This window comes from Alteromonas sp. ABH4_457 (assembly GCF_056160625.1).
Genome location: NZ_JBSWXN010000004.1, coordinates 560,194 through 582,473, shown reverse-complemented (window position 1 = coordinate 582,473; position 22,280 = coordinate 560,194). Strand labels below are relative to the sequence as shown.

Below are 22,280 nucleotides of genomic sequence, written 5' to 3'. Positions count from 1 at the left end.
TGCCAAACCTAAAAAGGCAACTAAGAAGAAAGCCGCTGTAAAATCTGACGATGCGGCAACCAAGGCGCTGCAAGCCCTGCTGCCAGCGGTAGAAGATATCGGCTACCACCTGCAAGAAAAGCTGGAAGCCAACCAGACCGCGCACCGTGAACTGAAAAAAGTGGCACTGTCTGTCAGCGTGGAAGATGCCGAAACCCTGCTGGCACTTATCGCAATGGCCAACAAGGCGGTATCTGCCGTCAACTAAGGCCGCGTTCTGCGGGTGGTCATTCCGCCCGCCCTGATCACACTACAAGGGCTTCATAAGAAAACAACTGAAGCACCATGCCAACGCACTGAGTAATCATTTTATGCACCTGATCGCAATCCTGAGCGGCATTGTTTGTCTTACTGTTTCAGTCTACGCCACCACCGCCCCGCTGTCGGTTAGCAACTGCGGCCTGACAGAAAATATATGTAATCCCGTCAGCCCTGCATTACAGATCGCTGTAGTCCTTGTCACGGCGATTCTGGGAGCGGGTTTCATTCTGCTTGGCGTCATCACACAGGAGCGCCCCTGACGCCCTGCGACACCGATCTGTTTTTTGCTGGCAGCAGCCACCTTTTGCTGTGTCTCCGTTATCTTTATTTTATTCAAAGCATTGACAAATAGTATCGTGTGTGTTATTATATATTCACTAACTGAGAGAGGAAAGACACCATGAGCCACGCACTGAAAGTAACCGTTTCTATCCCGCAAACTATTCATATTTCTGAAGAGGAGGTTGCCAACCTCGCTATCCGACAGCTACGCCGTGCTGCGGGCTGGAACAGCGATACATACCTTGATGAACGCAAAGGCAAAATGATTGAGGAAATCGAGTACCCTCACGGCTCTCCCTCATTCAGAACGCTGCGCTCACCGACCATGATGGACTGGGCCACCCACAATGCAATCAAGCTGGTACGCAAAACGGCCAAGTAAAACCGGCAGCCGCCCTGCTGGTGGAACAACCCACCAGCAAAAAATTGACTGAAAATAACATAATTATGTTGACATATATTAACTATTGTGTTATTATATGTTCACTGACTGAGAGAGGAACAACACATGGCTACGACAATGACGCAACGCCTGCAAAAGACCATCGATAAAGTAAAAATCGAACTGGACAGCACCAAAACCGCCATGATTGCCAGCATCAGCAACGACAAGTGCTTTGCCAGCGGTTTCATGCAGACTGCACGGGAACTGACTGTACTGCAAACCCTGTACAACAACCTGTACAATGACTACTGCGACGAAGACGGTCAGGCCGGTGATAACATAGAGGTCGCCGACATTCAGAATAATGTCGAAGAGCGCAAGGATAACTTGTCCGAGAACGTCTCCCTGAAAATGCGAACCCTACACAAAGACAACGACGAACTCTATGCAGACCGCCTGTACGTGAACATGATGGAAGACTTTCTGAAGACCGAAAATCGCTACAGCTAACCTAAAACAAGCCGCTGGCAACCGCTGGCGGCGCACTACGCCGACATTGCCCGTACTTTGCAAGCAACACAAAGAAGCACCATGGCAGCAACCCTGACCCCAAAGCAACATATGACAGTCATCTGCGATGATCTGAATAACAAGCTGAACATCACCAAAAAGCAGCTTCAGCAAGCACTTGAAAGCAACTCCCCCGCCCCGCACATTATGAAAATGAGCAGCGAAGTTGTTGTACTTCAAATCGGTTGCAACCTGTTTACCTCACACATGTATGATGCGGTTTCGAACACTGAGAACGACCTCACGATTGAGGAAGTGGAGAGCATTTACCTTTCTGAGCTTAAAGCCATTGCCAGAGGGGCTAACCTCGGCATGAGAAATATCGGCAGCCATCCTGAACACCTCTACGCCCAGCGCCTCTTCTGCTCCCTGCCGGAAGGCGTGATCAGCAGGCATAGCTAGCCGCCCGCTGGCTGGTGGATTTACCCACCAGCCCCGCCCTGAAAGACCAAATAAATCACTCATTTAATTGACATGAAAATAAACTTGTGTTATTATGCTCTCACTGACTGAGAGAGGAAGCGAAAATGACTGTACCGACACTCCCTGCCACTGGCCAAACCCTGTATGCCGTTACCCCCAACGGTATCGTGGTAGGACTTATCATCACAGATGCAGAGCACACCCCCAGCGAAGCCGGTGATTTCGTCCGCATTCGCCGCATTATTGAGGAAGGCACCACAGGCCTGACCGAGCAGGATGTACACTACCTGACCAAGACCAATCTGCGCTGTACCGCTGACGGATTCAAAGGCATGCCGCTGGTATTCACCGACATCGAGGAAGCAGGCAAGGCCGCCCTGCCACTGTCAAGAATGGCACTGACGTACATGAATCAAGAAAAAGAGCGCCAGAGTCAGCGCGAAGAGGAAACCCGCTTAGCCATCTGCACCAGTCGCAACCGCTTCCTGCACAATTAACCGCACAGTCTGACGGGGCTAACACCAGCCCCGCTTAACACCCTGATAATTATATTGACACTTGTTCTCGCTTGTGTTATTATGTGCCCGCTGAATGAGAAAAGGTGCATTACTAATGAATAAATTGCGTTTAGAACACCCTGCTGCGGATCTCACACTCATCACTCTGGAGCCACTGACAGCGCAGGATGTGCTCTTTGAATCACACACACCCGAACCGGCAACCTCATTCACCACGCCGCTCAGCTGCCTTGAGCAGGCCAACGCCTTTATCTGGGGCTACATTAAAGATGATGTCGCAGAAGCTATACTGAAAGCCCTGAGCAACACCCCTAACATCAACGCTCACGTACTCAGAACCGTTACCGCACTGAGCAAAACGCAGGAACCGTGGAACAGCGGCATGCGCAGCGACAGCATCAGAGAAGCCGTAGCTTTCAAAGGCTGCGACAACGAAACACTCCTGCACCGCTACAACGCAGCCTGTAAGCGGGCATGTAACGCATTCGCAGGACGTGAATCTGAACTGAAAGCCACACTGCTGGCCGACATCAACGACAACCTACAGCGCGTGATCAAAGAACACAACGGCGGAGTGCATACATCACTGACTCCGAACAGCATTATTTGTTGACAAGTTGGCTCATCAGTGTTACTATATGCTCACTGACTGAGAGAGGACTCACCATGTTATTTGATATCACTGCCGTTAACACCATCGTAAAGAATTCCCCTGATTCCACCGAGCGTGCCCAGCGTTCTTACATCATGAAAGCCTACCGCGAGAAGATCGCCTCATCCGGCATCCTCAATACCGGCTGGCGTGCGTGCGCCAAAGACGTAGACATTGTGAAGCGGGCGGCTGCACGCTTAGCCGCTTTCTACCGCAGTGAGCGTAAGACCTTTACGGCGCGTGACTATGCCGTCCGCATGAACATCGAACTGAATGATGTGATCGACTACATCCAGCATAACCCGCACCGCGCCTGAGACAGGAGAAGCTTATGTCACACTACGGCCCACTTTTCGCCGGAATCGTCATGGTTGTTGTCTTTATTGCCCTTAGCCTGCTGTTCGGCAGCAGCAGTGAAGAGGACAAGCCCGACGAAGACAGTCTGGACAAGTACAACGACGGCATGGGCAACTTTATCGCCGGTGGCGAGCACATGTCCCGCGAAGAAGCCGAGGATGCAGAATCCCGTGGCGAGCTTTACGACACGCACAACTAGCACCCAGCGCGGCACGGCGGGAGCATTCCGGATAAATTTTCATTGACACTTGCTCTCAATTGTGTTATTATTATCTCACTGACTGAGAGAGGTAAGACATCATGAAAACCCCGTTCCGCACCCTGCTTGCTGCTCACTTTATTCCCGCTGCACTGATACTGGCATCAGCAGGTCTGGCTTACGTCGCAGACACCATGCTCAGCCGCCTGATCGCCGAAGCGAATGTCATACCCACAATGCGCGGGATATTATCCGTATCCGGCACACCCGAGGGTTTTATTGCACAGTTGCTTGCGCTACTGGCCTCTGTCAGCCTGTTTGCTGCCCTACAGTGCATCAATTTCGCACCCCAGAAGCCGTCACGGTGAAAAACCACCACCCACGAGGCTCACGGGGCGGATGCCGCTCCGTCGTCTCCTACACACTCTCAGGCGCTCTGACAGCCTGCACAGGTCTGCGCAGCCCTGACCTTCGTCAGGGAGTCTGTTGATTTGTTATTGTAGCCAATACGGATACCCTCTCTGTTCTACACCCTTGGTTAAAACTCCCATTTAATTGCATCTCCCTGTTGACTTTTAGTTCTATCTGTGTTATTATGTATACACTGACTGAGAGAAGGAACACCCCATGAGAGACATCATCACCATCCGCCCAGACGGCACCGCATCACGCACCGGCTGTGTCAGCATCAACCACTGCCATTTAACAAACAGCATGAACTACCTGAAAGAATGGAGCGGTGAAGATCGCAACGCTGTGCCTGAAACGATATCGGTCACCCTGAACCTCACCCTGAAAGCCGAACTGGTTAACGAACTGGTTGGCGCATTACCCGCCGCTCAGGCCAGTGCGCTGACTGCGGCGCTTCTGCCCAACACTGCTGGCCGCCCTCAGTTCCCTACCCTGACGCCTGAGAAGATGGTGCAGCACATTGAATCCCGACCTGTGGCTCTCAATGACTTACCAAAGGAATTTGCCGCATATCAGGACAAGTTGAAGGTCTATAACCGCACCGCAGTTGCACTGAACGAAGAGATCCCCGCATTGCGCAAAGAACACCAGCACACCCTGCTTTGCCGCATGAACGCTTTTCTGGACGACGCTCTGGCGCAGTATAACGCCACTCTGTCTGTTTAGATAAGCCCGCTACTCCCCGTGCTGGTGGCCTGCCCGCCAGCAAAACTTTTTACACTGTTGTGTTGACATGTGATGTCGGTTGTGTTATTATATATTCACTGACTGAGAGAAGGAAATAGACATGACCGAACTGCTGCTTACTGTACCTGAAGGCCTTCCTAAAGACGTTACACTGGACAACACCACTTACCCGCTACACTACGCGATGCCAGACGCGAAACGCTATGCTGAAACATGGGCGTGGGTGATTGTGGAAGGCGTGCCTGTTGCCACCGTAACCCTATGCCGTGGTGTACCTTATCGTCATTCCAAGGAGCGTGCCGCCGCTGTAGTAGCCAGCTACCTGCGCAACAACAAGCGCACCTGTATGCTGTACGAAACCGCCTACGGCATGTTCGACATCAAAGACGTCCATACCCCGTCTCCGGAAGGCAGCTACCCTGTTGAGGCTGACCAGTATGCCGCTGACATGCAGCGCATTGCTGATGGCGAACTGACGCGCAGCAGTGACAATTACAATACCAGTATCCCGACTACCGATGGTGGTACGGCCTCGTTTATGACCTGCGTCATTGAATGTTACGAAGGAAACAAAGAGGTGGCGCGTTATATTGAGTTCTCTGAGCCGCTCACCACACCAAAACGGGGTTACAAAAAAGGGTCTTAATGACCCTTTTTATTGACTTGCGATGTTATTTGTGTTATTATGTGTTCACTGACTAAGAGAGAGGATTTCACATGGGATACGCTCCACACGAATTTCATACACATACGCGCCAGAAAACCCCTACTGCCGCCGACGTCAACCCGAAGCTGAAGCGGTTTTCCGAACTGACAAATGGCCGCTTTTGCTGGCCTGTACTGAAAACGCCGCACTACCGCATCCTGCGGGTTTCTGACATAAACTACAAGGATGAAGAAGGCATTATCCATAACGGTGTCCACCACGTTGTGGAGTTCTACGGCTACGAGAAATTCAGAGTCGATAACCCAGACGATCTGGATAAAATGATTGCCGACTACTTCGAGGAATTTCCGGACGGCACCGAAACCTTTTTATGACAGCCGGAGGGCCGGACATCTTCCGGCCCGCCAACACCCCAAAATCCCCATAATCATGTTGACTTTCAATATCATTTGTGTTATTATATTTTCACTGACTGAGAGAAGGACACAAACATGAGCAAGCTTCAATTTGAAGGCACAGTTTCAGGGCTGTCGTTTATCACCCTGACTGCACCACTGACTGCCGACGATGTGATGTACACAACCGACATCAGCCAGCCTGTCAGCTCTACAGATCCCGACATCCCGAATCGCGCTGTCGCCATCCGCAAAATCTTCCTGAAGCCGGAGGTGAGCGCATCCATGCTTGAATCTGTCCTGACAGAAATCAAGTGCGGCGGACTTCAAATCCAGCGCTTTGTTCAAGCCCTGAGCCATCAGAACAGAGGCGTTTACGGCGAAGCATTCCGCCGCAACGTAATTTTACGGGACTGCTCACCGGAAACCCAGATACAGCGTTACAACGATGCCTGTAAGAACGTCGGGCGACGTCTGGCGGAGTCCAAAGAGAGAGAAGAAGCCACGCTGCTGACCACAATCAACAATCTCATGGTCAGCGCTATTCAAAATCACAATGATGATGTGAGAACACACCTGTTCAAGGTAATCGTTAAACAGGAAGATGTATTCACTCAAGCATCCCTGACCGCCGAGGAATCCACCCAGATAGAGATCCGTGAAGAAAAGCTGAGGGCCATGAGAGTAAAACTGGCCGCGCTGGAGGCAGACATCACCAAGGAAGAAGCCACCATCATCGGGATGAGACGCACCGCCATCACCCGCAAGGTACGTGCCGCCAGCGGTGAAAAAGGCAATGCAGAAATAGACGCTATCGACGCCAGATACCCGCACCGCGCATAGGCGGCAACCCCCGCAGGCTGGTGGCTTTCCACCAGCTCTGCTTTTTGATTGCAACACCCTGTGTGTTTATCACTCCGTGGACTTAAAAAATCAACAAATATATTGACGCGATCGCTCGTTTGTGTTATTATTTACTCAGTGAATGAGAGAGGACATGTAATGGCCACACCGGAACAATTGCTTAAAGCCCCTGACAAAAGCACTACAGTGGTTTTCACCCAAGAGGGAGAGCACATCCACTCATGGGAAACGTCAGTCAATAATCTGGAAATCAGCCGTATGGTAGAGTCTGCACTCTGCACCGGCCTTGTTGACACCAGCAAATCCTTGGATTTCATCGCCTATGACGATGATGCCCCTGATGAGGTCGAGAGCGTGCTGCTTGAGGGCAGCATCAGGCCTGCGCTTTTAATCAGTTAAGCCGTGCTCAGAGAGCGCGTGGTTTCGCGCTCCTGACTTTACTTCAGACACAGCAGAAGGTCATCCCATGGAACATCCTGAATACTGTTACGGCATAAGCCGCCACAATGTAATCATCCCGCTAAAGGTGGCCAGCGTGGTTGATACCGGTGATGGCGTCTTTGAATACACGCTTACCCTGAACCACCCCGCACCGGAACGCTACATGGTGGTACAACAGGAAGCGCAGTTCAATTCCCGCTTTGTCACAGCAGAGGAGCCATTGTGCGGTAAGCATACCCAGATCCTTGCCACACTGGACGAAGCAAAAGAGCGTGTCAAAGCAGCGATACGCGACGAGCGCAAAACCCTGCTGGAAAAGCTCGAACACCTAGACAGGCAGCTCGAAGAGGTTGATGAGCAGGCTGTAAAACTTGCTTCCATCCTTTCAGAATAATTTTTAGCCACCGCTACCCTCTTAGTCAGTCATCAGCGTAGCGGTGGCACCCCTCAGAAAACTTCAAGATAAATCAATAATGATATTGACATGTAGTGAGATTTGTGTTATTATTTTCTCACTGACTGAGAGAAGGTATGCACATGAACAAACTTCAATTTGAAAACACCGTTGCAGGCATGGTATTCATCACCGCTGAACCTATCACGGCCAACGACGTTGAAATCACACAAAAGGCATCAAAGGCTATTAAGCCCGACACCCCTATTTACAGTAGCCTCGATTATGCGTCCGCTCAGCTTACTGGCTTTGTAAGGAGCGACATCGTTGAGAACATGCTCGATACACTCAGCGAATATGTTCCGGATGCTGACCGCCACCTGCTGGTCACCATCGACAACCTCGCTATGAAAGACAGAAGTGCATGGCACTGCGGTGTACAGAGCAAAGAAATTCAAAAAAGTGTATCTTTAAAGGGCTGCAAACGTGAAACGCAGGTAAAGCGTTACAACGAAGCCTGCGAGTATGTGGCTAATGAACTGGAGGCTCAGAAGGCAGACCTGCAAGCTGGCATTATTGCTGAAATCAACAGCTACCTGCAAGCTGCTATCGACATGCACAACAAAGACGTAAAGCATGCACTGTCAAAATTTATCGTTGAACACAGCGGGGTTGTTATCGATACCGTCACCAACGATGATGAGGCCGCTTCTCTGAAAGCCATTGAAGGCAAAGCCGAAGCACTGAGAAAGCATATCGCAGAACTGAAGGCCGAACTGGGCAAAGAGGACGAAAAAGCCTACCACATCAAACGTCAGGCTATTGCCCGCTCTATCTCCAAAGAAAGCGGCCCCATCGGTCAGGCTGCGGTAGAAGCCATTCAACAGGAGAATGAGCGCCCCAAGCCCAGCATCCTCCTGTAAAACCCTGCGGCTGGTGGCCTGCCCACCAGCAATGCAGGCGATGAGAGACGCCTCAACCCGCCTTCTGCTGTGCCAGCACCCTCTCTCAGTCAACCCGCTGGCACAGCCCCCGTTTTGTCTGCAATCCCATTGCCTTGCTTACGCCCTGCGTGAACTGCATTTTTATCATTTACCCTTCTATTTGTGTTGACCTATAATGACATTTGTGTTATTATTAATTCACTGACTGAGAGAGGATAGACAACATGATTGAAGCCGTACTGCAAAACCCAGCCTTGAACCCGTACATCGCCGTTGCTGCCATGCCCGTCAGCTTGAGTCATGACACCCCCATGAAAGAAGTCCGTGCCATCCGTGAAGCGGTTGAACACGGCATTCTGGAAGGCGGCAAGGTGTATCTGACTAACCCGCACGTTATGCCTGTTGCCGGTGGCTTCACCATCATCCGCTACCGCGTGGATGCGACCGACACCAACAGCATCAAGGGCGGCGTGCTGCATGAGACCCGTGGTTTCTTTGGTTCCAAGGCATTTGCCCAGCAGGTACTTTCCGGCCTGACACTGCACTGATTCGCGGAACGCTGGTGGCCAGCCCACCAGCAACCCCGCCTTAAATTATCAGTTGACATATAGTTACTCATGTGTTATTATGTGTTCACTGACTGAGAGAGGTACTTTATGCTTAATGCTTCACGTTTCGTTCTTGCAATCCGTCTCCTTGCTATTGCCGCTGGTATGCTGGCAGGTGGTGCGGCACTGACCCACCTTATCGTGCGTATGATGGATACCCTTGTCACACTGGCCACGCCCGCCCCTGCACTGACTGCCGGAGCGCTTACCGTCATGGCGCTGGTGGTGGCATGCTACTTTCTGTATCAGCAAGTCAAACCCCGCGCTTACAACAATAAACAGGAGGCATAACCATGCCCGTCAAAAAGCAAAACCTGTATGTATTCCACCTGTGCCGCAACTTCAAAGGCCGTGGCGTGGTCGCTGCCGCCAGCGTTGAGCACGCCGAACACAAGCTGCACGCCGAGTACGGTGCAAACAACATTGAGTCTGTTGAGGATGCTGCCGAGCAGGAACTCAGTGAGATCCGCGCACTGGGCGGCTTTATCCCCAGCGTGTGACCTTTCCCAGCGCATCACGCCTGCGATGCGCCACAGTTCAGACATAAAGTAAAACACAGTTTTTGTTGACGAATACTATGTATTGTGTTATTATGTTTGCACTGACTAAGAGAGGATATACCATGCAAAATCACCTGATGGCCCAACTTAACGTACTTCACTCACAAATCCATGGCGCTATTCATGTTCAGCTCCAGCGCAAAGGCGAATTCCTGCCCGACGATGTTGCAGAAAGCACAGATTCCAAGGGTATCCGGTTTCTGCACTTTCCTGACTCCGGCATCATTGCGGATGATGTAAACATCGTCTACCTCAATTCCGAATACGGCATGACCCAATCCGGATGGAAAGTTGACCTGCAATACCTCATTAACAACCAACTTAAAGAGGTCGTGACCGAGCTGGACGCCATCGCATTGCGCTAACAACCCCTGTGCTGGTGGGCCATCCACCAGCTATCAATCATACATATTACACTACTGTATTGACACGATATAACGAATGTGTTAATATGTACTTACTGATTGAGAGGTATTTATGAACCAACCTGCTGTTACACCCAAGCAATGCAAGCACCGCATCCCTCACGGGATTCCATGTATGCGCTGCCAGAAAGAAAAGAAAGACCGCAGAGAAGCCATGCTGCGCGTACAGGAGGCAGCCAGAAAGCTGGACTGGTAAACGTATCTGGTGAATTTGATTTATGCAGGATTTATTCACTAAAATGCATAAAGTGTCAAAATTCCCCAAGGGCGTATCCCGTAAATTTTGCATAAAAGGTGAATAAATGAATAATCCTTACGCCGTTACCGTCGACTTAAGTCAATCTGCCATGCACGTACCTGCCGACATCATGGCCCAGTGCGGGTATTACGAAAAAGCCATAATCGCACAGCGCGATGCCAAGGTGACCAACTTCGCCAACCCCTTCCCGTGTGCCACTGACCATGAGCGCACAAATGACGGCTGGTGGACGTACAGCGACACCCTCGGGAAAGCCTTCAAGGTAGACAGCAAATCCCGCAATATTATCGAATACGCCGAGAGACCAGTAAGACGCGACTAAACCGGCTGGAACGAAAAACAAAAACAGATCGCTGGCACAACGCCTGCAAAGCCCGTACATACACAGACCACTACAGGCCTGTATCATTAACCCTTGATTAAAACCGTAATACATGAGGTATCCATGAGACAGACATCCTATCGCTTACGCAATGCACTTCTCTTTACAGCACTTACTCTGCTCACTACCATTTCCGGTATCGCGCAGGCAGGCAACAACCACAACACTGTCGCTGACTACAAACAGGCTAACGCCGACCTGATTGAGCAGTATGAAAGCAAGCCCGCACCGGAAGGCCTCAGCGGCCTGTATGAAGCAAAGTACAAGCGTGCTGACGACAGTGGCGAGAAAGGCACCCTCAGCGCTTACTTTGATACCAATATCAAAGCCCTGTTCTTCACCGCAAAACTGGACAAGACCGACCCAGCACGCTGGCAGGACAAAACAGAAGCACATCTGGCTGGGTACTACTACTTTGACGGTGCCGCACTGAAGCTGAACAACGCCATTGGCGATCCAATACTGACCGGTGAAGGTGCTGCCATTGAAAAGCTCAGTGATGACCACTTCATTGTCCATTATTACGACAGCCAAGGCCTGAAACAGCAGCTCAACTACATCCGGCCACAACCCTGAGACAGCCAGCTGCGGGTGCGACTCGCGGTCATAAAATTAATCACCCTCTCTTGTTGACATTGCGTGTCGTTTGTGATATTATATGTTCACTGACTGAGAGGAAATCGATATGCAAAATACTGTTACTGTTGTTACCGGCACTACCCTTTCTGGCGTATTCAAGCCACTGACCTCAACACGCACAAAAGTGATTGAAGGGTTTAAGAATATGGCGGCTGTACAGCGCTATGCTCGCGACACCAGTGCTGAACTTATGAGAACCTTCGAGCGGGTCGAAACCAAAGAAATGGACGCAGGACTTGCCCGTATCCGTGGCGAAAAGATTTTTCAGGGCTAATCGCCACTCTCTAAGCTGGTGGACTCCACCAGCTGCCCTTCTTTTGTTACCAATCCAGTGCGCTTCCTGCCCGCAACGGCGTGGAGACTGGATATTTCTGTCATTTATTTTGCTTTTTGTGTTGACATATACTATCTCTTGTGTTATTATATATTCACTGACTGAGAGAGAGAACACACCATGACTAAACGCACTGCACTGCTTAACGAAAACCAAATGTCTTTTGCCGATCTGGGCCTGATGGAAGCGCACCCTGCCGTAACCGCTGTTGCCAAACCTAAAAAGGCAACTAAGAAGAAAGCCGCTGTAAAATCTGACGATGCGGCAACCAAGGCGCTGCAAGCCCTGCTGCCAGCGGTAGAAGATATCGGCTACAGACTGCAAGAAAAGCTGGAAGCCAACCAGACCGCGCACCGTGAACTGAAAAAAGTGGCACTGTCTGTCAGCGTGGAAGATGCCGAAGCCCTGCTGGCACTTATCGCAATGGCTAACAAGGCGGTTTCTACCACCAACTAAGACCATAACCAGCGGGTGGACACACCACCCGCCATCCTTATCAGGGATTCGCCAACTCAGTCGGCTTTTGTACTAATACATAAAATCATGTTGACATATGCTTTCTGTTGTGTTACTATATGTGTGTTGACTGAGAGAGAGGAATGCAATGTGCCAATTAAATCACTAATTTCTGCAACGTGTTTGGTGCTGTTTTTTACAGCTGTCTTTTTGGCAGTAGCTTCACTGATTGCCATCCCTACCTACATCATCAAGACAGCCAGTATAATGTCAGGTTTAGAGATAGCAATAAATATCCTTGGCCTGCTTGTTTTGCTTAGCTGCCAAATCGCAGCGGCTTACCTGTTTATCCGCATCTACACAGATAACGAAAACACCCTCGCTAACTAATACACTCAAAACGAGACGGCGTGCAAGCTGGTGGACTCAATCAACTATCTTTTTCAGCATCCGAACCCCGCCCTAAGTGACAGGACAGCTGGTGGGTAAGCCACCAGCGCTACAAACTCACTTACACGATAACACATAAAGGTCTGACGTCATGAGCCAACTGAAAAATCACCTTAACGCCCTGTTTGTTACATTTACTGACACACCCCTTGTGTACAGCCACCAGCTTCAGGAGTGGCGGGATCTGCATAACAAGCACGCCTACAACGCCGACCACGAAGGCTGGCCCGTCGATAAAAGCATGAAGCGGGTGGAAGGTCACTTCAGCCATAAGCCGGTTCATCTCTATCGCGCCAAACTCGTTGCTATGCTTAAAGCAGAAGCTATTATCGGTAGCGGACGCATGAAGACGGAAGGCAAAGTACTTGACGCCGAGGACGAGTCATTAGGCACTCTTGCCAGCGAAGTTGCCTTTGATGCCTGCGAAAATACCGGCATCGAGTATGGTAAGGCCGAGACAGCCATTTACGATCACCTTTGCCACATCTACCCCGAATACGCCTAGTCAACGCCGCGCCAGCCCCTCTCTCAGTCAACCGCTGGCGCGGCAACCCCCTTCTAAAGCCCATCCCGATAAAGTGAAATAGGTTTTTTTATTTGAAATAGGTTATTTTTAGTTGACCTTTTTGCCTGCCTCAATCATAGTGTATTCACCGGCCAGCAAGGCCATACACCATGAGTGACAACACAATGCAATCAATCCATAGAAGTATTGATAACACAGCAAATGCCATGGCAAGCCTTTGTCATGAACGCTTCGGCAATATGAACTCCGGCAAGTATTCCACCAGCTACAGCAATATGCTTACGCTCTGCGGTGTAGAGCAGCGCCTGCACAGCATTACCGTCTACAAGACCATGCTCAGCCTCGGCAATATCGGCTATGCGCTGGCACAGGTGCGGAACCCGTCTACCCAGCAGCGGACAGAAAGTCGTTTTGCAATCATGCCTGCTGATAAACTCAGAAGAATGAAGCAACCAACCAAGAGCGCCATTACTTCCGCCCACGTTAATGTCATGCGCGATGAAAGTGGCTATGCTACCGCCAGCGGGGTCGCTGAGGCGTTGATCCAGATTGCACGCGATAATCTGAAAACCAGACCCAGTGAGCAGTATGCTATTACCCGAAAATCTTTGCGCCACATTTGCCATCGCGAGAAACTCAGGGAGGATATCGTCGGATGGTCTGGTGGTGACTACGGGATAGCTTACGAACTCGCCATTCGGGATTATACACTCATAACCATACCTAAGGCCGTCGAATGTCCGGCTATGTATGCCATCTTCCCCAGCGCCACTCTGGCCAAGCTACGCAAGCCGCGCCGTCAACTCGTACTTAACGCCATTAAAGAGTCCGCCGAAACAGATAGCCATGAGGATGCCATTCAATGGATTGGCAACAATCTCAGTGACTGCGCTAAGGATGCGCTTCAGTACAGGAAAGATGATGAGGTGGTCGGAAGCGCACTGCTTAAAGCAGCATTTCTGCTTGAGCCGACACTCAAAAAAGAACTTGAATTCAAAAACACCGAAGAACTCGGCACGCATCAGTATTTCATCAAAGTAGCCGCTGAGACCATTGAGGAACTTTGCCTGCAACAGATTGCTGACGCCGCATAACCCATCACGCTGGTGGACTCACCCACCAGCTATTTTCACAAATATCTTGACAAGTATCCAATTTTGTGTTTTAATGTACACATCTCAGGGCGGCGGTAACCAATCCGACTGGTCTGGGGGGAGGTCGGCAAGACCTCGGTACTGAGCAACCTTCGGGTGCCAAAACACTTGTGCTACACCCCTTACTTAATTTGCGTACCTACTGAATACAGGCCACGCGATGCGTAACGCTCAGACATCACGACAGGCCAAAAGGACAGTACTATGCAAAAGTTAGCACCGCGTTATCTCACCCCTGTAGAATTTGAGCAATACAAGAAAGAAGTAGCACCCCACGCCCTCGACCTCTTAGGCACCAAGCCGAAGAACCCGAATTTCCTTAATGAGTTCGCCGCCCGTGCCAACGGCTGGGAATCCTACAATGCAATCAATGCCACCTTTGAGCGCTTTGAGGCATGTAACACCGGACTGCTGGTGGACACCGTTAGGTACGATGATCGCGAGTACCTTACCATCCGCGCTAATGACGCGATCATCTTTGTATGCAAAGATTATGACTTCATATTTAAAGGCAGACTATCCGAAAATACTAACATCGCCGAGGATTTTGAAACCATTCATGAGCCAGCCAACCCCAGCATACGCCAGCACTACAAGCAAGTTAATGTTCGCAATAGGGATTATGGCTTTAACTCCGGCGTCATTTCCATTAAGGCAATTCATGAGGGCGCTGCCGATTTCGATAAGATTACTATCTCACGCTCACAGTGGTCGATAGATGTACGCATCATCCTTAATGCATTCGAAGAGGGTGGCACGCAAACTAATATTAATATCACTCTCGATACTGATATCACCAAGCACGAGTATTTGCCACACCACGTCGGCATAGACGAGCGATACCCGATGCAACATCTTAGACAGGAGCTGGCGATAAAAGTCGAACACCCAAAAATACCTAATGTGTTCGATTACCACATCCCTCGCTAGTCCACCAACCCATTATCCTTGGCTCTGACCTCAGAGCCTCTACTCAGACCGGAGAGAACCTTGCTAAACACCCGAGCGTGAGAGTTACTACCTGTGGCTCTCCATCACACCACCAGCCGCATAATCCAGTCAGTCAAGAGCGCCGAAAGGCGCTTTTTTGCTCAGGTGCCAATTATACCGCTTATTAACCCCATTATTCTCACCGGCGAACCGTATTTTCCATCCCCCGCTGGTGGCTTTCAGGTATCCTTATATGCATCCTTTTACGGGTTTTTATACTGCATTTTAAATATAATACGTAGTATATTAAAACCCTGTTAAATATCAGTCTATTACGCAAAAATAAAGGTGTGCATGAGAGATAAAAAACGTGTGTTTTATAGCCTAACTATGGTAAAATAAACAGGTCTGATTATTTAAGTCATGATGAAGTTTTTATACCATCTATTATTGACATCGGGTATCAGTTGTGTTATTATTATCAAACTGACCTGAAGCAATAAGACATTATTTACGAGGTACTATATGTCTATCAATGTAACAAAACGCGGCGGCGAAAAAGCCCCTGTCGATATCGAGAAAATTCACAAGTGCCTGTCTTGGGCCGCTGAAGGTCTGGAAGACGTCTCTGTCTCTCATGTTGCACTCCGTGCTCAAGTTCAGTTCTATGACGGCATCACTACCGCCGATATTCATAAAACCCTGATCAAAACTGCCGCCGACCTCATCAGCGAAGAAGCACCAGACTACTCACTCATGGCCGCTCGCCTGAACCTGATTCAAATTCGCAAAATCGCGTTCGGTACATTCACGCCACCAGCTCTGTTCGCACACGTCTCCAAACTGGTAGAAGCTGGCCGCTATGACAAGAGCCTGCTGGTGGACTACACCGAAGCTGAATTCAACCTGATGAATGAATTCATCGACCACACCCGTGATATGGATCTGCACTACGCAGCAAGCAAACAACTTGAAGGCAAATATCTGGTTCAAGATCGCACCAAGTCCGACGCCATCTTCGAATCACCACAGTTTGCATACATGCTTATCGGTGCCTGCCTGTTCTCCAAGTACCCACAGGAAAACCGGATGCACTACGTCAAAAAGTTCTATGACGCCGTATCACAGCATGAACTGTCTCTGCCTACACCTATTATGGCCGGTGTGCGTACCCCAACCCGTCAGTTCAGCTCATGCGTACTGATTGAGTCCGGTGACTCGCTTGACTCCATCAATGCCTCTGCTTCCTCTATCGTGAAGTATGTGAGTCAACGTGCCGGTATCGGTCTGAACGTTGGTCGCATCCGCGCACTCGGTAGCGCTATTCGCAACGGCGAAGCCTTCCACACAGGCGTTATCCCTTTCATCAAGTACTTCCAGACCGCTGTTAAGTCTTGCTCTCAAGGCGGCGTGCGTGGTGGTGCTGCTACACTGTTCTTCCCTATCTGGCACTTCGAAATCGAATCGCTGGTGGTTCTGAAGAACAACCGTGGGGTTGAAGAAAACCGCGCCCGTCACCTCGACTACGGTGTGCAGCTGAACAAACTCATGTACCAACGCATCATGAAAGGTCAGGACATCTCTCTGTTCAGCCCGTCTGACGTGCCGGGAATGTACGAAGCCTTCTTCGCCGATCAGAACAAGTTCGAAGAACTCTACCTGAAGTACGAAGCTGACACCTCAATCCGCCGCAAAACCATCAACGGCATGGAGTTATTTTCTACAGTCGCGCAAGAGCGTGCCTCTACAGGCCGCATCTATCTGCAAAACGTAGATCACTGCAACAACCACAGCCCCTTCGACCCTAGCGTTGCACCTATCCGTCAAAGCAACCTGTGCCTCGAAATCGCTTTGCCTACAAAGCCACTTGAGCACGTCAATGACGAGAACGGTGAAATCGCCCTGTGTACACTGGCTGCTTTCAACCTCGGCAAAATCAACTCCCCTGACGACTTTGAACGCCTGTCAGACATCGCTGTGCGTGCCCTTGATGAACTGCTGGACTATCAGGACTATCCTGTACCAGCAGCTCGCATCGCCACCATGAACCGCCGCACCCTTGGCGTGGGCGTTGTTAACTACGCCTACGACCTCGCCCGACGCGGACTGAAGTACTCAGACGGATCAGCACTGGCACATACTCACCGCACGTTCGAAGCAATGCAGTATCACCTGATGAAAGCCTCTGTGAATCTCGCAAAGGAAAAAGGTGCTTGCCCTGCCTTCAACGAAACCAAACTGTCTAAAGGCATCCTGCCTATCGACACCTACAAACGCGACCTTGATGCAGTTTGCAACGAGCCGCTGCAAATGGACTGGGAAGGTCTTCGTGCTGACGTCAAAGAGTTCGGTATGCGCAACTCTACACTGTCCGCTCTGATGCCATCAGAAACATCCTCGCAAGTGTCCAACGCCACCAACGGCATTGAACCACCTCGCGGCCTGATTTCTGTAAAGTCATCTAAAGACGGTGTACTCAAGCAGGTTGTTCCTGAGTTTAAAAAGCTGCGTGATGCATATGAGCTGCTGTGGTCTATCCCTAACAATAACGGCTACATCAACCTGTGTGGCGTTATGCAGAAGTTTGTTGACCAAACCATCTCTGCCAACACCAACTACGATCCGACTAAGTTCGAAAACGGCAAGGTGCCAATGAAAGTCATTCTGCGTGACATCTTCATGGCCTACAAAATTGGCGTCAAGACCTTCTACTATCACAACACCCGTGACAATGCTGGTGGTGAGATGGAAAGCGACAAACCCGTTGAAGTGGTCGTTGCTGAAGATGATTCATCATGCAGTGGCGGTGCCTGCCGTATATGAGATATGAACCGTGAGTTCTATGTGTAACATTATTAAGGCTGACACTCTGTCAGCCTTTTTTATATCCCTTATCATCCGCACAACCCAACCCTTCTATATATAAGCGCAAAATGTAACATTCCACACCGCTTTGCCTGCTGGTGGCTTCGCCATTCTATTATTTTGGGTTATGGCCACTGTGGGGCTGGTGGTTCGTGATAGTGGGATCTGGATGAGGATCTGGCTTTGGATCAGGTGTTGCAGTTGACCCTCATGTGAACGTGATCTCATATGCGCAGCATGATGACAACAGCGATAAATGGAAAAACTCACAACACCTATCTGAGATTCCGTGATGCACACTCATAAAACTGAGAAATATTCAAAAAAGAGGGGGTTTATTTTCATTCCTTATTGACAATTTAGTGTTGTTGTGTTATTATATTCATACTGAAAAAACAACAACGGAGTACATTATGAGAGTAGACTTTTCACCGTAATTATTTGAGCTGGTAACCTCAGACAACCTTGAGGCAGATCCTGCGCGGGAGCGTGCGGCGGCTGGCTCGGCTCTGAGTGCTCCGCCCTCTCACCGATCCAGCCGCCACACGCAAAACAATCCTGCTTCGCAGGAAAGAGGCATCGACCTCTCGTCAGCGGTTCGCTGGATCAGCGCCAAAACGCTTCGCTAACTTGTCACTGAATCCAGCTTTGAACCTCGACTCGATCTCGACACCAAGCTACGGACGACATCGTGATCAGATCTGCTTCGCAGCTCATCACGATCTCTTTCCTTCGCTGAACGCTTCGCTTTTTCCTTGTTGAATCAGGAAAGCCGCCAAATCTGTTCCAGATTTGTCACCCCTCCTGAAGTTCAACAGTTAACCGGATGGCTGATCGCCATCCTCTAATGAAGTCGCTTCGCTCCTACTTAGAAGCAAGCTTTACTAGATACAATCCTCAGGTTTTATAGCCTCAAGACTAACCTCGTTCACCTTGGCGACAGTTAAGTTTTTACAGACAAGAACGTCTGAGAGTTCAGCTTTATTAAAATCAAAAAAACTATGAATAACCATTTGCGGATGTGTTGTAAAAACTTTAAATCTCAAACTTCGAAGCTGACCACCTAACGTTTCAAACTTGGAAATTTCATACCCGTCAATACCGATAGAACCCAGATATTCCGACATCACTGAATCAATCCTGTCCGAAGACACCAACTCATCCTCCATCGTGAACAAACACTGAATCGAAAAACATCTGGCCTTGTCTGACTCTGAGCCTTCAACTTTACGATTAGCCGACTCAAGCAAATCAACTTCAGTTGGCTCTAAACCGTATATGTCGTGAATTGTGTTTGCCAAAACGGATAACGCCGCGATGTAGTCGCGGTCAGAAATGCTGTTCAAAATAAATACTCCGAAAATTGTATGCCGTGTGAGAGACGGATGCAGATCATATCCGATCCTGAGGGAGTGTCAATTAATTCTTTGTTTATTTTAATTGGTCGCTTTTTAACCGCATCATTTCACGCACGCGAGATCTTCTAAACATCTTAAGATCTGTTTTAAGAGAATAACTACGTTATTCTCTAATATACTATACCCATTTAATCAATCTTTTTTTTAAAGATCTTTAGTTGAAAAAAATAAGCGATTTTGTTTAAAATTTACTCTTAGAAAAATACTTAACTTTTCGGTATTTTTTTTAAAAAAACGTGTTATGATCGCCGCCCTGTGTGAGAGCAGGATTTATTTTTACGATGTATTTTACATTTGGAGTCACAGATGTCCTTCAACAAAATCAAAGAACCTATCATGGAAAAATTCGGTTCAATGAATCCTGAACACCTGCGAATGCTGGTGGTTTGTGCAATAGCTGGCATTGGTACAGCGGGTTACTACGGAAACCAATACTACCAAAAAATCCAGCAACCCGTTGTTGTAACAGCAGCAGAAATTGAAAAGCCATTCCCCACCGAAAACTGGCATTACGTGGATCACAAATCTCCATCCCAAAGCCTCAAGGCAGACGTATCAATAGTCATTTCCCTGACAAGCAAAGCAAGCCTATCAGCCTACGAAGCTTATCAGGATTTCACAAAAAGGAACGGACTTAGCCTTGAAATCATCCATGCCGGAATGAACGAGAACTGGGAAACTCCAAGCCGAACTTTTTACACCCTGCAACTCATAAAACCTGATGTCGACCTAACACCATTTTTCAGATTTTTCGGATCAACAAAGGGAAGCCCAGAAGGAAATCCTACTAACGCCTTAAGGAAAATTCTCATCGAGAACAAGATAGATGCCAGTCTTTTTGACCGAACTTTCGAATCAATAGACATCATCGAAAAAGTAAACAACGCTAATGAAAAATGTAGATCACTAAACATTGAAGCAGTACCTACAACTTTCGCCAAAAAAGGTCAGTTTACGATTCCATCAGGTACATACACTTCATTCCAAGACAGCACCAGAATCATCCCCTTCCTATTAAAACCCTAAAACAAACCTGTCGGTAAATATACGAATTAATAGTTCGTATATTTACTATCCTGAAAAAACATGGTATAACTATTATAACTATTATAACTTTTATAAGTTTATAACAAAAAATAATGTAGTTATCGGACAGGCTTCATTTGAACGCCAATAGTTCCAGAAGAGCCGCATTATATCGTGCCCACGAGGACACCATTACTGCCCACGAAGGCAATAATATTGCCCCACTAGGCAGAATTAGTGCCTCCGTGGGCAAAATTGTACGTGGTATCTATTTAAGAGTGATTCTATGAGCGAGCAGAGTAAAAAAGCGCGTGACCAGAGGGTAAGGGCGCTAATGAAAAAGTTTGGCGTGAAAGCGGAGAACACAAACTCTTCTGTAAGGTTCAGTTACAATGATTTCGAAGACCATTCGATAGTATTCAAAAAGCGAGTGAAGCGACTATTTTTACTCAATATGGCAGGTCTTCTACTCTGCGCTGTTAGTCTGTTTTTCAGACTTATATTGCCCAGCGACTCCTTCTACATGACTACCTATAATGGACATTTGTATGAACTTCCCCCTGCACATGAATCGTTGGAATCGGCAGTTAATGCAAATCGAAGAATTGAGGGAAGGCTTTATCTAATTAACGAGGAGGGAAAACCCATCCTCCCTGAGTCGGATGATAAAAAATAATCTTTAAGGTGTATTTATAAGGTGTATTTATGAACTTCAAAAAGCACAAGAAACTGACAAGTAAAGTCCGTGCCAAGTCATTTAGCAGAAAAACTGTGCGCAACCAAAAGTGTAAAGCAAAGACCACTCATGCTGGAAGTCGAGCGATTTATGACTCGGCCTACGATAGAGCAATAGAAGCTTTTGATATTCACTCTGCGGTTTGTCATGGAGGTGACGCATGAGCATTCCAGTAAAAAACACAGGCAAAAAGCCAGCCCCAAGTAGAAGAGTTACTCCTAACAAAAAGCCTGTGCGCAGTGCTCAAGGAAAGGAAGATGCAGCCTTAAAAGTTAGCAGCAAGAAGAGAGACTCTGAATCAGGTTCCGACTTACCTGTTGAAGAACTCGTTCAAATGAGAAATAAGTTCTATGAGACCGGTGCCAAAAAATTAAAGGTTGCCCTCATCTCCTCCAGCATAATGTTTGGCATGGCTGTTGTAACAACATTCTTAGCTGTTACAGTTTCTCCGGATAAAACGTATTTTGCAGCTGACGAAGCGGGCCAATACATTCAGCTTGTACCCCTTAGATATGCAAATCACTCTGCACCTGTTGTTGCTCAGTGGCTTGAGGATGCGCTTGTAGATGTATTCGATTTTAACTATCTGAATATGAAAGATCAGCTAAATCAAAAAACACTCAAGTACTTCACTGACTCAGGAAGAAACAGCCTTATTGCTGCAATTCAAGAGAAAGGTATATTCGACACCATCGTAGCTGAAAAACTTATCTCTCAATTGTCAGTTAATCAAAAGCCTGTTCTTGTTAAGGAGGGTGGTGACAATAGCGGAAAATACGAATGGATATTTCAGATCCCTGTTACTTTCACTTATACCAATGAAAGTAACGTCTATGTGAACAAAGTTCTCTTCACAGTGTCTGTTGTGCGACGAAGTATGCTTGAGGACATCAAAGGTCTGGGCATAAACAAAGTAATCTTAGAGAGTCTCAATTAATACTCTGTATATAATTGATTTGAGCC

34 protein-coding genes are annotated in these 22,280 nt (G+C 48.5%); 33 read left to right on the top strand and 1 reads right to left on the bottom strand.

Features of this window, described 5'->3' with window-relative positions:
* The 31 genes from ACXAGR_RS12810 to nrdA all read left to right on the top strand — a co-directional run.
* On the top strand, window positions 1-247 hold a 247-nt coding region (locus ACXAGR_RS12810; RefSeq protein ID WP_474850833.1), incomplete at its 5' end, for a hypothetical protein.
* 103 nt (window positions 248-350) lie between these two features.
* Window positions 351-560: a hypothetical protein gene (locus tag ACXAGR_RS12805; protein WP_474850831.1), complete on the top strand. Its 210-nt coding sequence runs from the start codon at window positions 351-353 to the stop codon at window positions 558-560.
* 140 nt (window positions 561-700) lie between these two features.
* Complete coding sequence (locus ACXAGR_RS12800; RefSeq protein ID WP_474850829.1) at window positions 701-964, top strand: hypothetical protein; 264 nt, start codon at window positions 701-703, stop codon at window positions 962-964.
* 126 nt (window positions 965-1,090) lie between these two features.
* Window positions 1,091-1,477 carry a hypothetical protein gene (locus ACXAGR_RS12795; protein WP_474850827.1) on the top strand — a complete coding sequence of 129 codons (387 nt, stop codon included), beginning with the start codon at window positions 1,091-1,093 and terminating at the stop codon, window positions 1,475-1,477.
* Between the two features lie 81 nt (window positions 1,478-1,558).
* A complete protein-coding gene (locus tag ACXAGR_RS12790; protein ID WP_474850825.1) occupies window positions 1,559-1,939 on the top strand; it encodes a hypothetical protein in 381 nt (126 codons plus the stop codon).
* A 125-nt stretch (window positions 1,940-2,064) separates the two neighbouring features.
* Complete coding sequence (locus tag ACXAGR_RS12785) at window positions 2,065-2,457, top strand: hypothetical protein (protein ID WP_474850823.1); 393 nt, start codon at window positions 2,065-2,067, stop codon at window positions 2,455-2,457.
* A 115-nt stretch (window positions 2,458-2,572) separates the two neighbouring features.
* Complete coding sequence (locus ACXAGR_RS12780) at window positions 2,573-3,091, top strand: hypothetical protein (RefSeq protein ID WP_474850822.1); 519 nt, start codon at window positions 2,573-2,575, stop codon at window positions 3,089-3,091.
* The gene (locus ACXAGR_RS12775) at window positions 3,088-3,447 is read left to right on the top strand and encodes a hypothetical protein (RefSeq protein ID WP_474850820.1); all 360 of its coding nucleotides are present in this window, start codon (window positions 3,088-3,090) and stop codon (window positions 3,445-3,447) included. The genes ACXAGR_RS12780 and ACXAGR_RS12775 overlap by 4 nt, the downstream gene beginning before the upstream one ends.
* Before the next feature lie 14 nt (window positions 3,448-3,461).
* Window positions 3,462-3,686, top strand: coding sequence for a hypothetical protein (locus ACXAGR_RS12770; protein ID WP_474850818.1), 225 nt, complete (start codon window positions 3,462-3,464; stop codon window positions 3,684-3,686).
* A gap of 101 nt (window positions 3,687-3,787) precedes the next feature.
* On the top strand, window positions 3,788-4,054 hold the full coding sequence (locus tag ACXAGR_RS12765; protein ID WP_474850816.1) for a hypothetical protein: 267 nt from the start codon (window positions 3,788-3,790) through the stop codon (window positions 4,052-4,054).
* Window positions 4,055-4,313: 259 nt separating this feature from the next.
* Window positions 4,314-4,823, top strand: coding sequence for a hypothetical protein (locus ACXAGR_RS12760; RefSeq protein WP_474850814.1), 510 nt, complete (start codon window positions 4,314-4,316; stop codon window positions 4,821-4,823).
* 121 nt (window positions 4,824-4,944) lie between these two features.
* Window positions 4,945-5,490, top strand: coding sequence for a hypothetical protein (locus ACXAGR_RS12755; protein ID WP_474850812.1), 546 nt, complete (start codon window positions 4,945-4,947; stop codon window positions 5,488-5,490).
* Between the two features lie 71 nt (window positions 5,491-5,561).
* On the top strand, window positions 5,562-5,885 hold the full coding sequence (locus ACXAGR_RS12750) for a hypothetical protein (protein ID WP_474850810.1): 324 nt from the start codon (window positions 5,562-5,564) through the stop codon (window positions 5,883-5,885).
* A gap of 117 nt (window positions 5,886-6,002) precedes the next feature.
* Window positions 6,003-6,749 carry a hypothetical protein gene (locus ACXAGR_RS12745; RefSeq protein ID WP_474850808.1) on the top strand — a complete coding sequence of 249 codons (747 nt, stop codon included), beginning with the start codon at window positions 6,003-6,005 and terminating at the stop codon, window positions 6,747-6,749.
* A gap of 159 nt (window positions 6,750-6,908) precedes the next feature.
* On the top strand, window positions 6,909-7,169 hold the full coding sequence (locus ACXAGR_RS12740; protein WP_474850806.1) for a hypothetical protein: 261 nt from the start codon (window positions 6,909-6,911) through the stop codon (window positions 7,167-7,169).
* A gap of 67 nt (window positions 7,170-7,236) precedes the next feature.
* A complete protein-coding gene (locus tag ACXAGR_RS12735) occupies window positions 7,237-7,605 on the top strand; it encodes a hypothetical protein (RefSeq protein WP_474850804.1) in 369 nt (122 codons plus the stop codon).
* Between the two features lie 143 nt (window positions 7,606-7,748).
* On the top strand, window positions 7,749-8,528 hold the full coding sequence (locus tag ACXAGR_RS12730; RefSeq protein WP_474850802.1) for a hypothetical protein: 780 nt from the start codon (window positions 7,749-7,751) through the stop codon (window positions 8,526-8,528).
* Between the two features lie 245 nt (window positions 8,529-8,773).
* Window positions 8,774-9,097: a hypothetical protein gene (locus ACXAGR_RS12725; protein ID WP_474850800.1), complete on the top strand. Its 324-nt coding sequence runs from the start codon at window positions 8,774-8,776 to the stop codon at window positions 9,095-9,097.
* Between the two features lie 108 nt (window positions 9,098-9,205).
* Complete coding sequence (locus tag ACXAGR_RS12720; RefSeq protein ID WP_474850798.1) at window positions 9,206-9,448, top strand: hypothetical protein; 243 nt, start codon at window positions 9,206-9,208, stop codon at window positions 9,446-9,448.
* A gap of 2 nt (window positions 9,449-9,450) precedes the next feature.
* Window positions 9,451-9,657, top strand: coding sequence for a hypothetical protein (locus tag ACXAGR_RS12715; protein ID WP_474850796.1), 207 nt, complete (start codon window positions 9,451-9,453; stop codon window positions 9,655-9,657).
* 122 nt (window positions 9,658-9,779) lie between these two features.
* Complete coding sequence (locus tag ACXAGR_RS12710) at window positions 9,780-10,082, top strand: hypothetical protein (protein WP_474850795.1); 303 nt, start codon at window positions 9,780-9,782, stop codon at window positions 10,080-10,082.
* A gap of 112 nt (window positions 10,083-10,194) precedes the next feature.
* Window positions 10,195-10,338, top strand: a complete 144-nt coding sequence (locus ACXAGR_RS12705; protein WP_474850793.1) for a hypothetical protein — start codon at window positions 10,195-10,197, stop codon at window positions 10,336-10,338.
* Window positions 10,339-10,444: 106 nt separating this feature from the next.
* Entirely contained in the window at window positions 10,445-10,723 is a 279-nt protein-coding gene (locus ACXAGR_RS12700) for a hypothetical protein (RefSeq protein ID WP_474850791.1), read from the top strand.
* Window positions 10,724-10,846: 123 nt separating this feature from the next.
* On the top strand, window positions 10,847-11,359 hold the full coding sequence (locus ACXAGR_RS12695) for a hypothetical protein (protein ID WP_474850789.1): 513 nt from the start codon (window positions 10,847-10,849) through the stop codon (window positions 11,357-11,359).
* 109 nt (window positions 11,360-11,468) lie between these two features.
* A complete protein-coding gene (locus ACXAGR_RS12690) occupies window positions 11,469-11,696 on the top strand; it encodes a hypothetical protein (protein WP_474850787.1) in 228 nt (75 codons plus the stop codon).
* A 180-nt stretch (window positions 11,697-11,876) separates the two neighbouring features.
* Complete coding sequence (locus tag ACXAGR_RS12685) at window positions 11,877-12,212, top strand: hypothetical protein (RefSeq protein WP_474850785.1); 336 nt, start codon at window positions 11,877-11,879, stop codon at window positions 12,210-12,212.
* Window positions 12,213-12,362: 150 nt separating this feature from the next.
* Window positions 12,363-12,602 carry a hypothetical protein gene (locus ACXAGR_RS12680; RefSeq protein WP_474850783.1) on the top strand — a complete coding sequence of 80 codons (240 nt, stop codon included), beginning with the start codon at window positions 12,363-12,365 and terminating at the stop codon, window positions 12,600-12,602.
* Window positions 12,603-12,753: 151 nt separating this feature from the next.
* Entirely contained in the window at window positions 12,754-13,167 is a 414-nt protein-coding gene (locus ACXAGR_RS12675; protein WP_474850781.1) for a hypothetical protein, read from the top strand.
* Window positions 13,168-13,337: 170 nt separating this feature from the next.
* Entirely contained in the window at window positions 13,338-14,282 is a 945-nt protein-coding gene (locus ACXAGR_RS12670; RefSeq protein WP_474850779.1) for a hypothetical protein, read from the top strand.
* Between the two features lie 264 nt (window positions 14,283-14,546).
* Complete coding sequence (locus tag ACXAGR_RS12665) at window positions 14,547-15,272, top strand: hypothetical protein (protein ID WP_474850777.1); 726 nt, start codon at window positions 14,547-14,549, stop codon at window positions 15,270-15,272.
* 525 nt (window positions 15,273-15,797) lie between these two features.
* Window positions 15,798-18,095 (top strand): class 1a ribonucleoside-diphosphate reductase subunit alpha, encoded by a 2,298-nt coding sequence (gene nrdA / locus ACXAGR_RS12660; RefSeq protein WP_474850775.1) that lies wholly within the window; start codon window positions 15,798-15,800, stop codon window positions 18,093-18,095.
* A 926-nt stretch (window positions 18,096-19,021) separates the two neighbouring features.
* On the opposite strand, the gene ACXAGR_RS12655 is transcribed toward nrdA, so the two are convergent.
* The gene (locus ACXAGR_RS12655; RefSeq protein ID WP_474850773.1) at window positions 19,022-19,483 is read right to left on the bottom strand and encodes a hypothetical protein; all 462 of its coding nucleotides are present in this window, start codon (window positions 19,481-19,483) and stop codon (window positions 19,022-19,024) included.
* Window positions 19,484-19,891: 408 nt separating this feature from the next.
* Here ACXAGR_RS12655 and ACXAGR_RS12650 point away from each other — a divergent pair, with 408 nt between their 5' ends.
* Together ACXAGR_RS12650 and ACXAGR_RS12645 are read left to right on the top strand one after the other, a co-directional pair.
* A complete protein-coding gene (locus tag ACXAGR_RS12650) occupies window positions 19,892-20,581 on the top strand; it encodes a thioredoxin domain-containing protein (protein ID WP_474850771.1) in 690 nt (229 codons plus the stop codon).
* 896 nt (window positions 20,582-21,477) lie between these two features.
* Entirely contained in the window at window positions 21,478-22,254 is a 777-nt protein-coding gene (locus ACXAGR_RS12645) for a DotI/IcmL family type IV secretion protein (RefSeq protein WP_474850769.1), read from the top strand.
* Window positions 22,255-22,280: the final 26 nt, after the last annotated feature.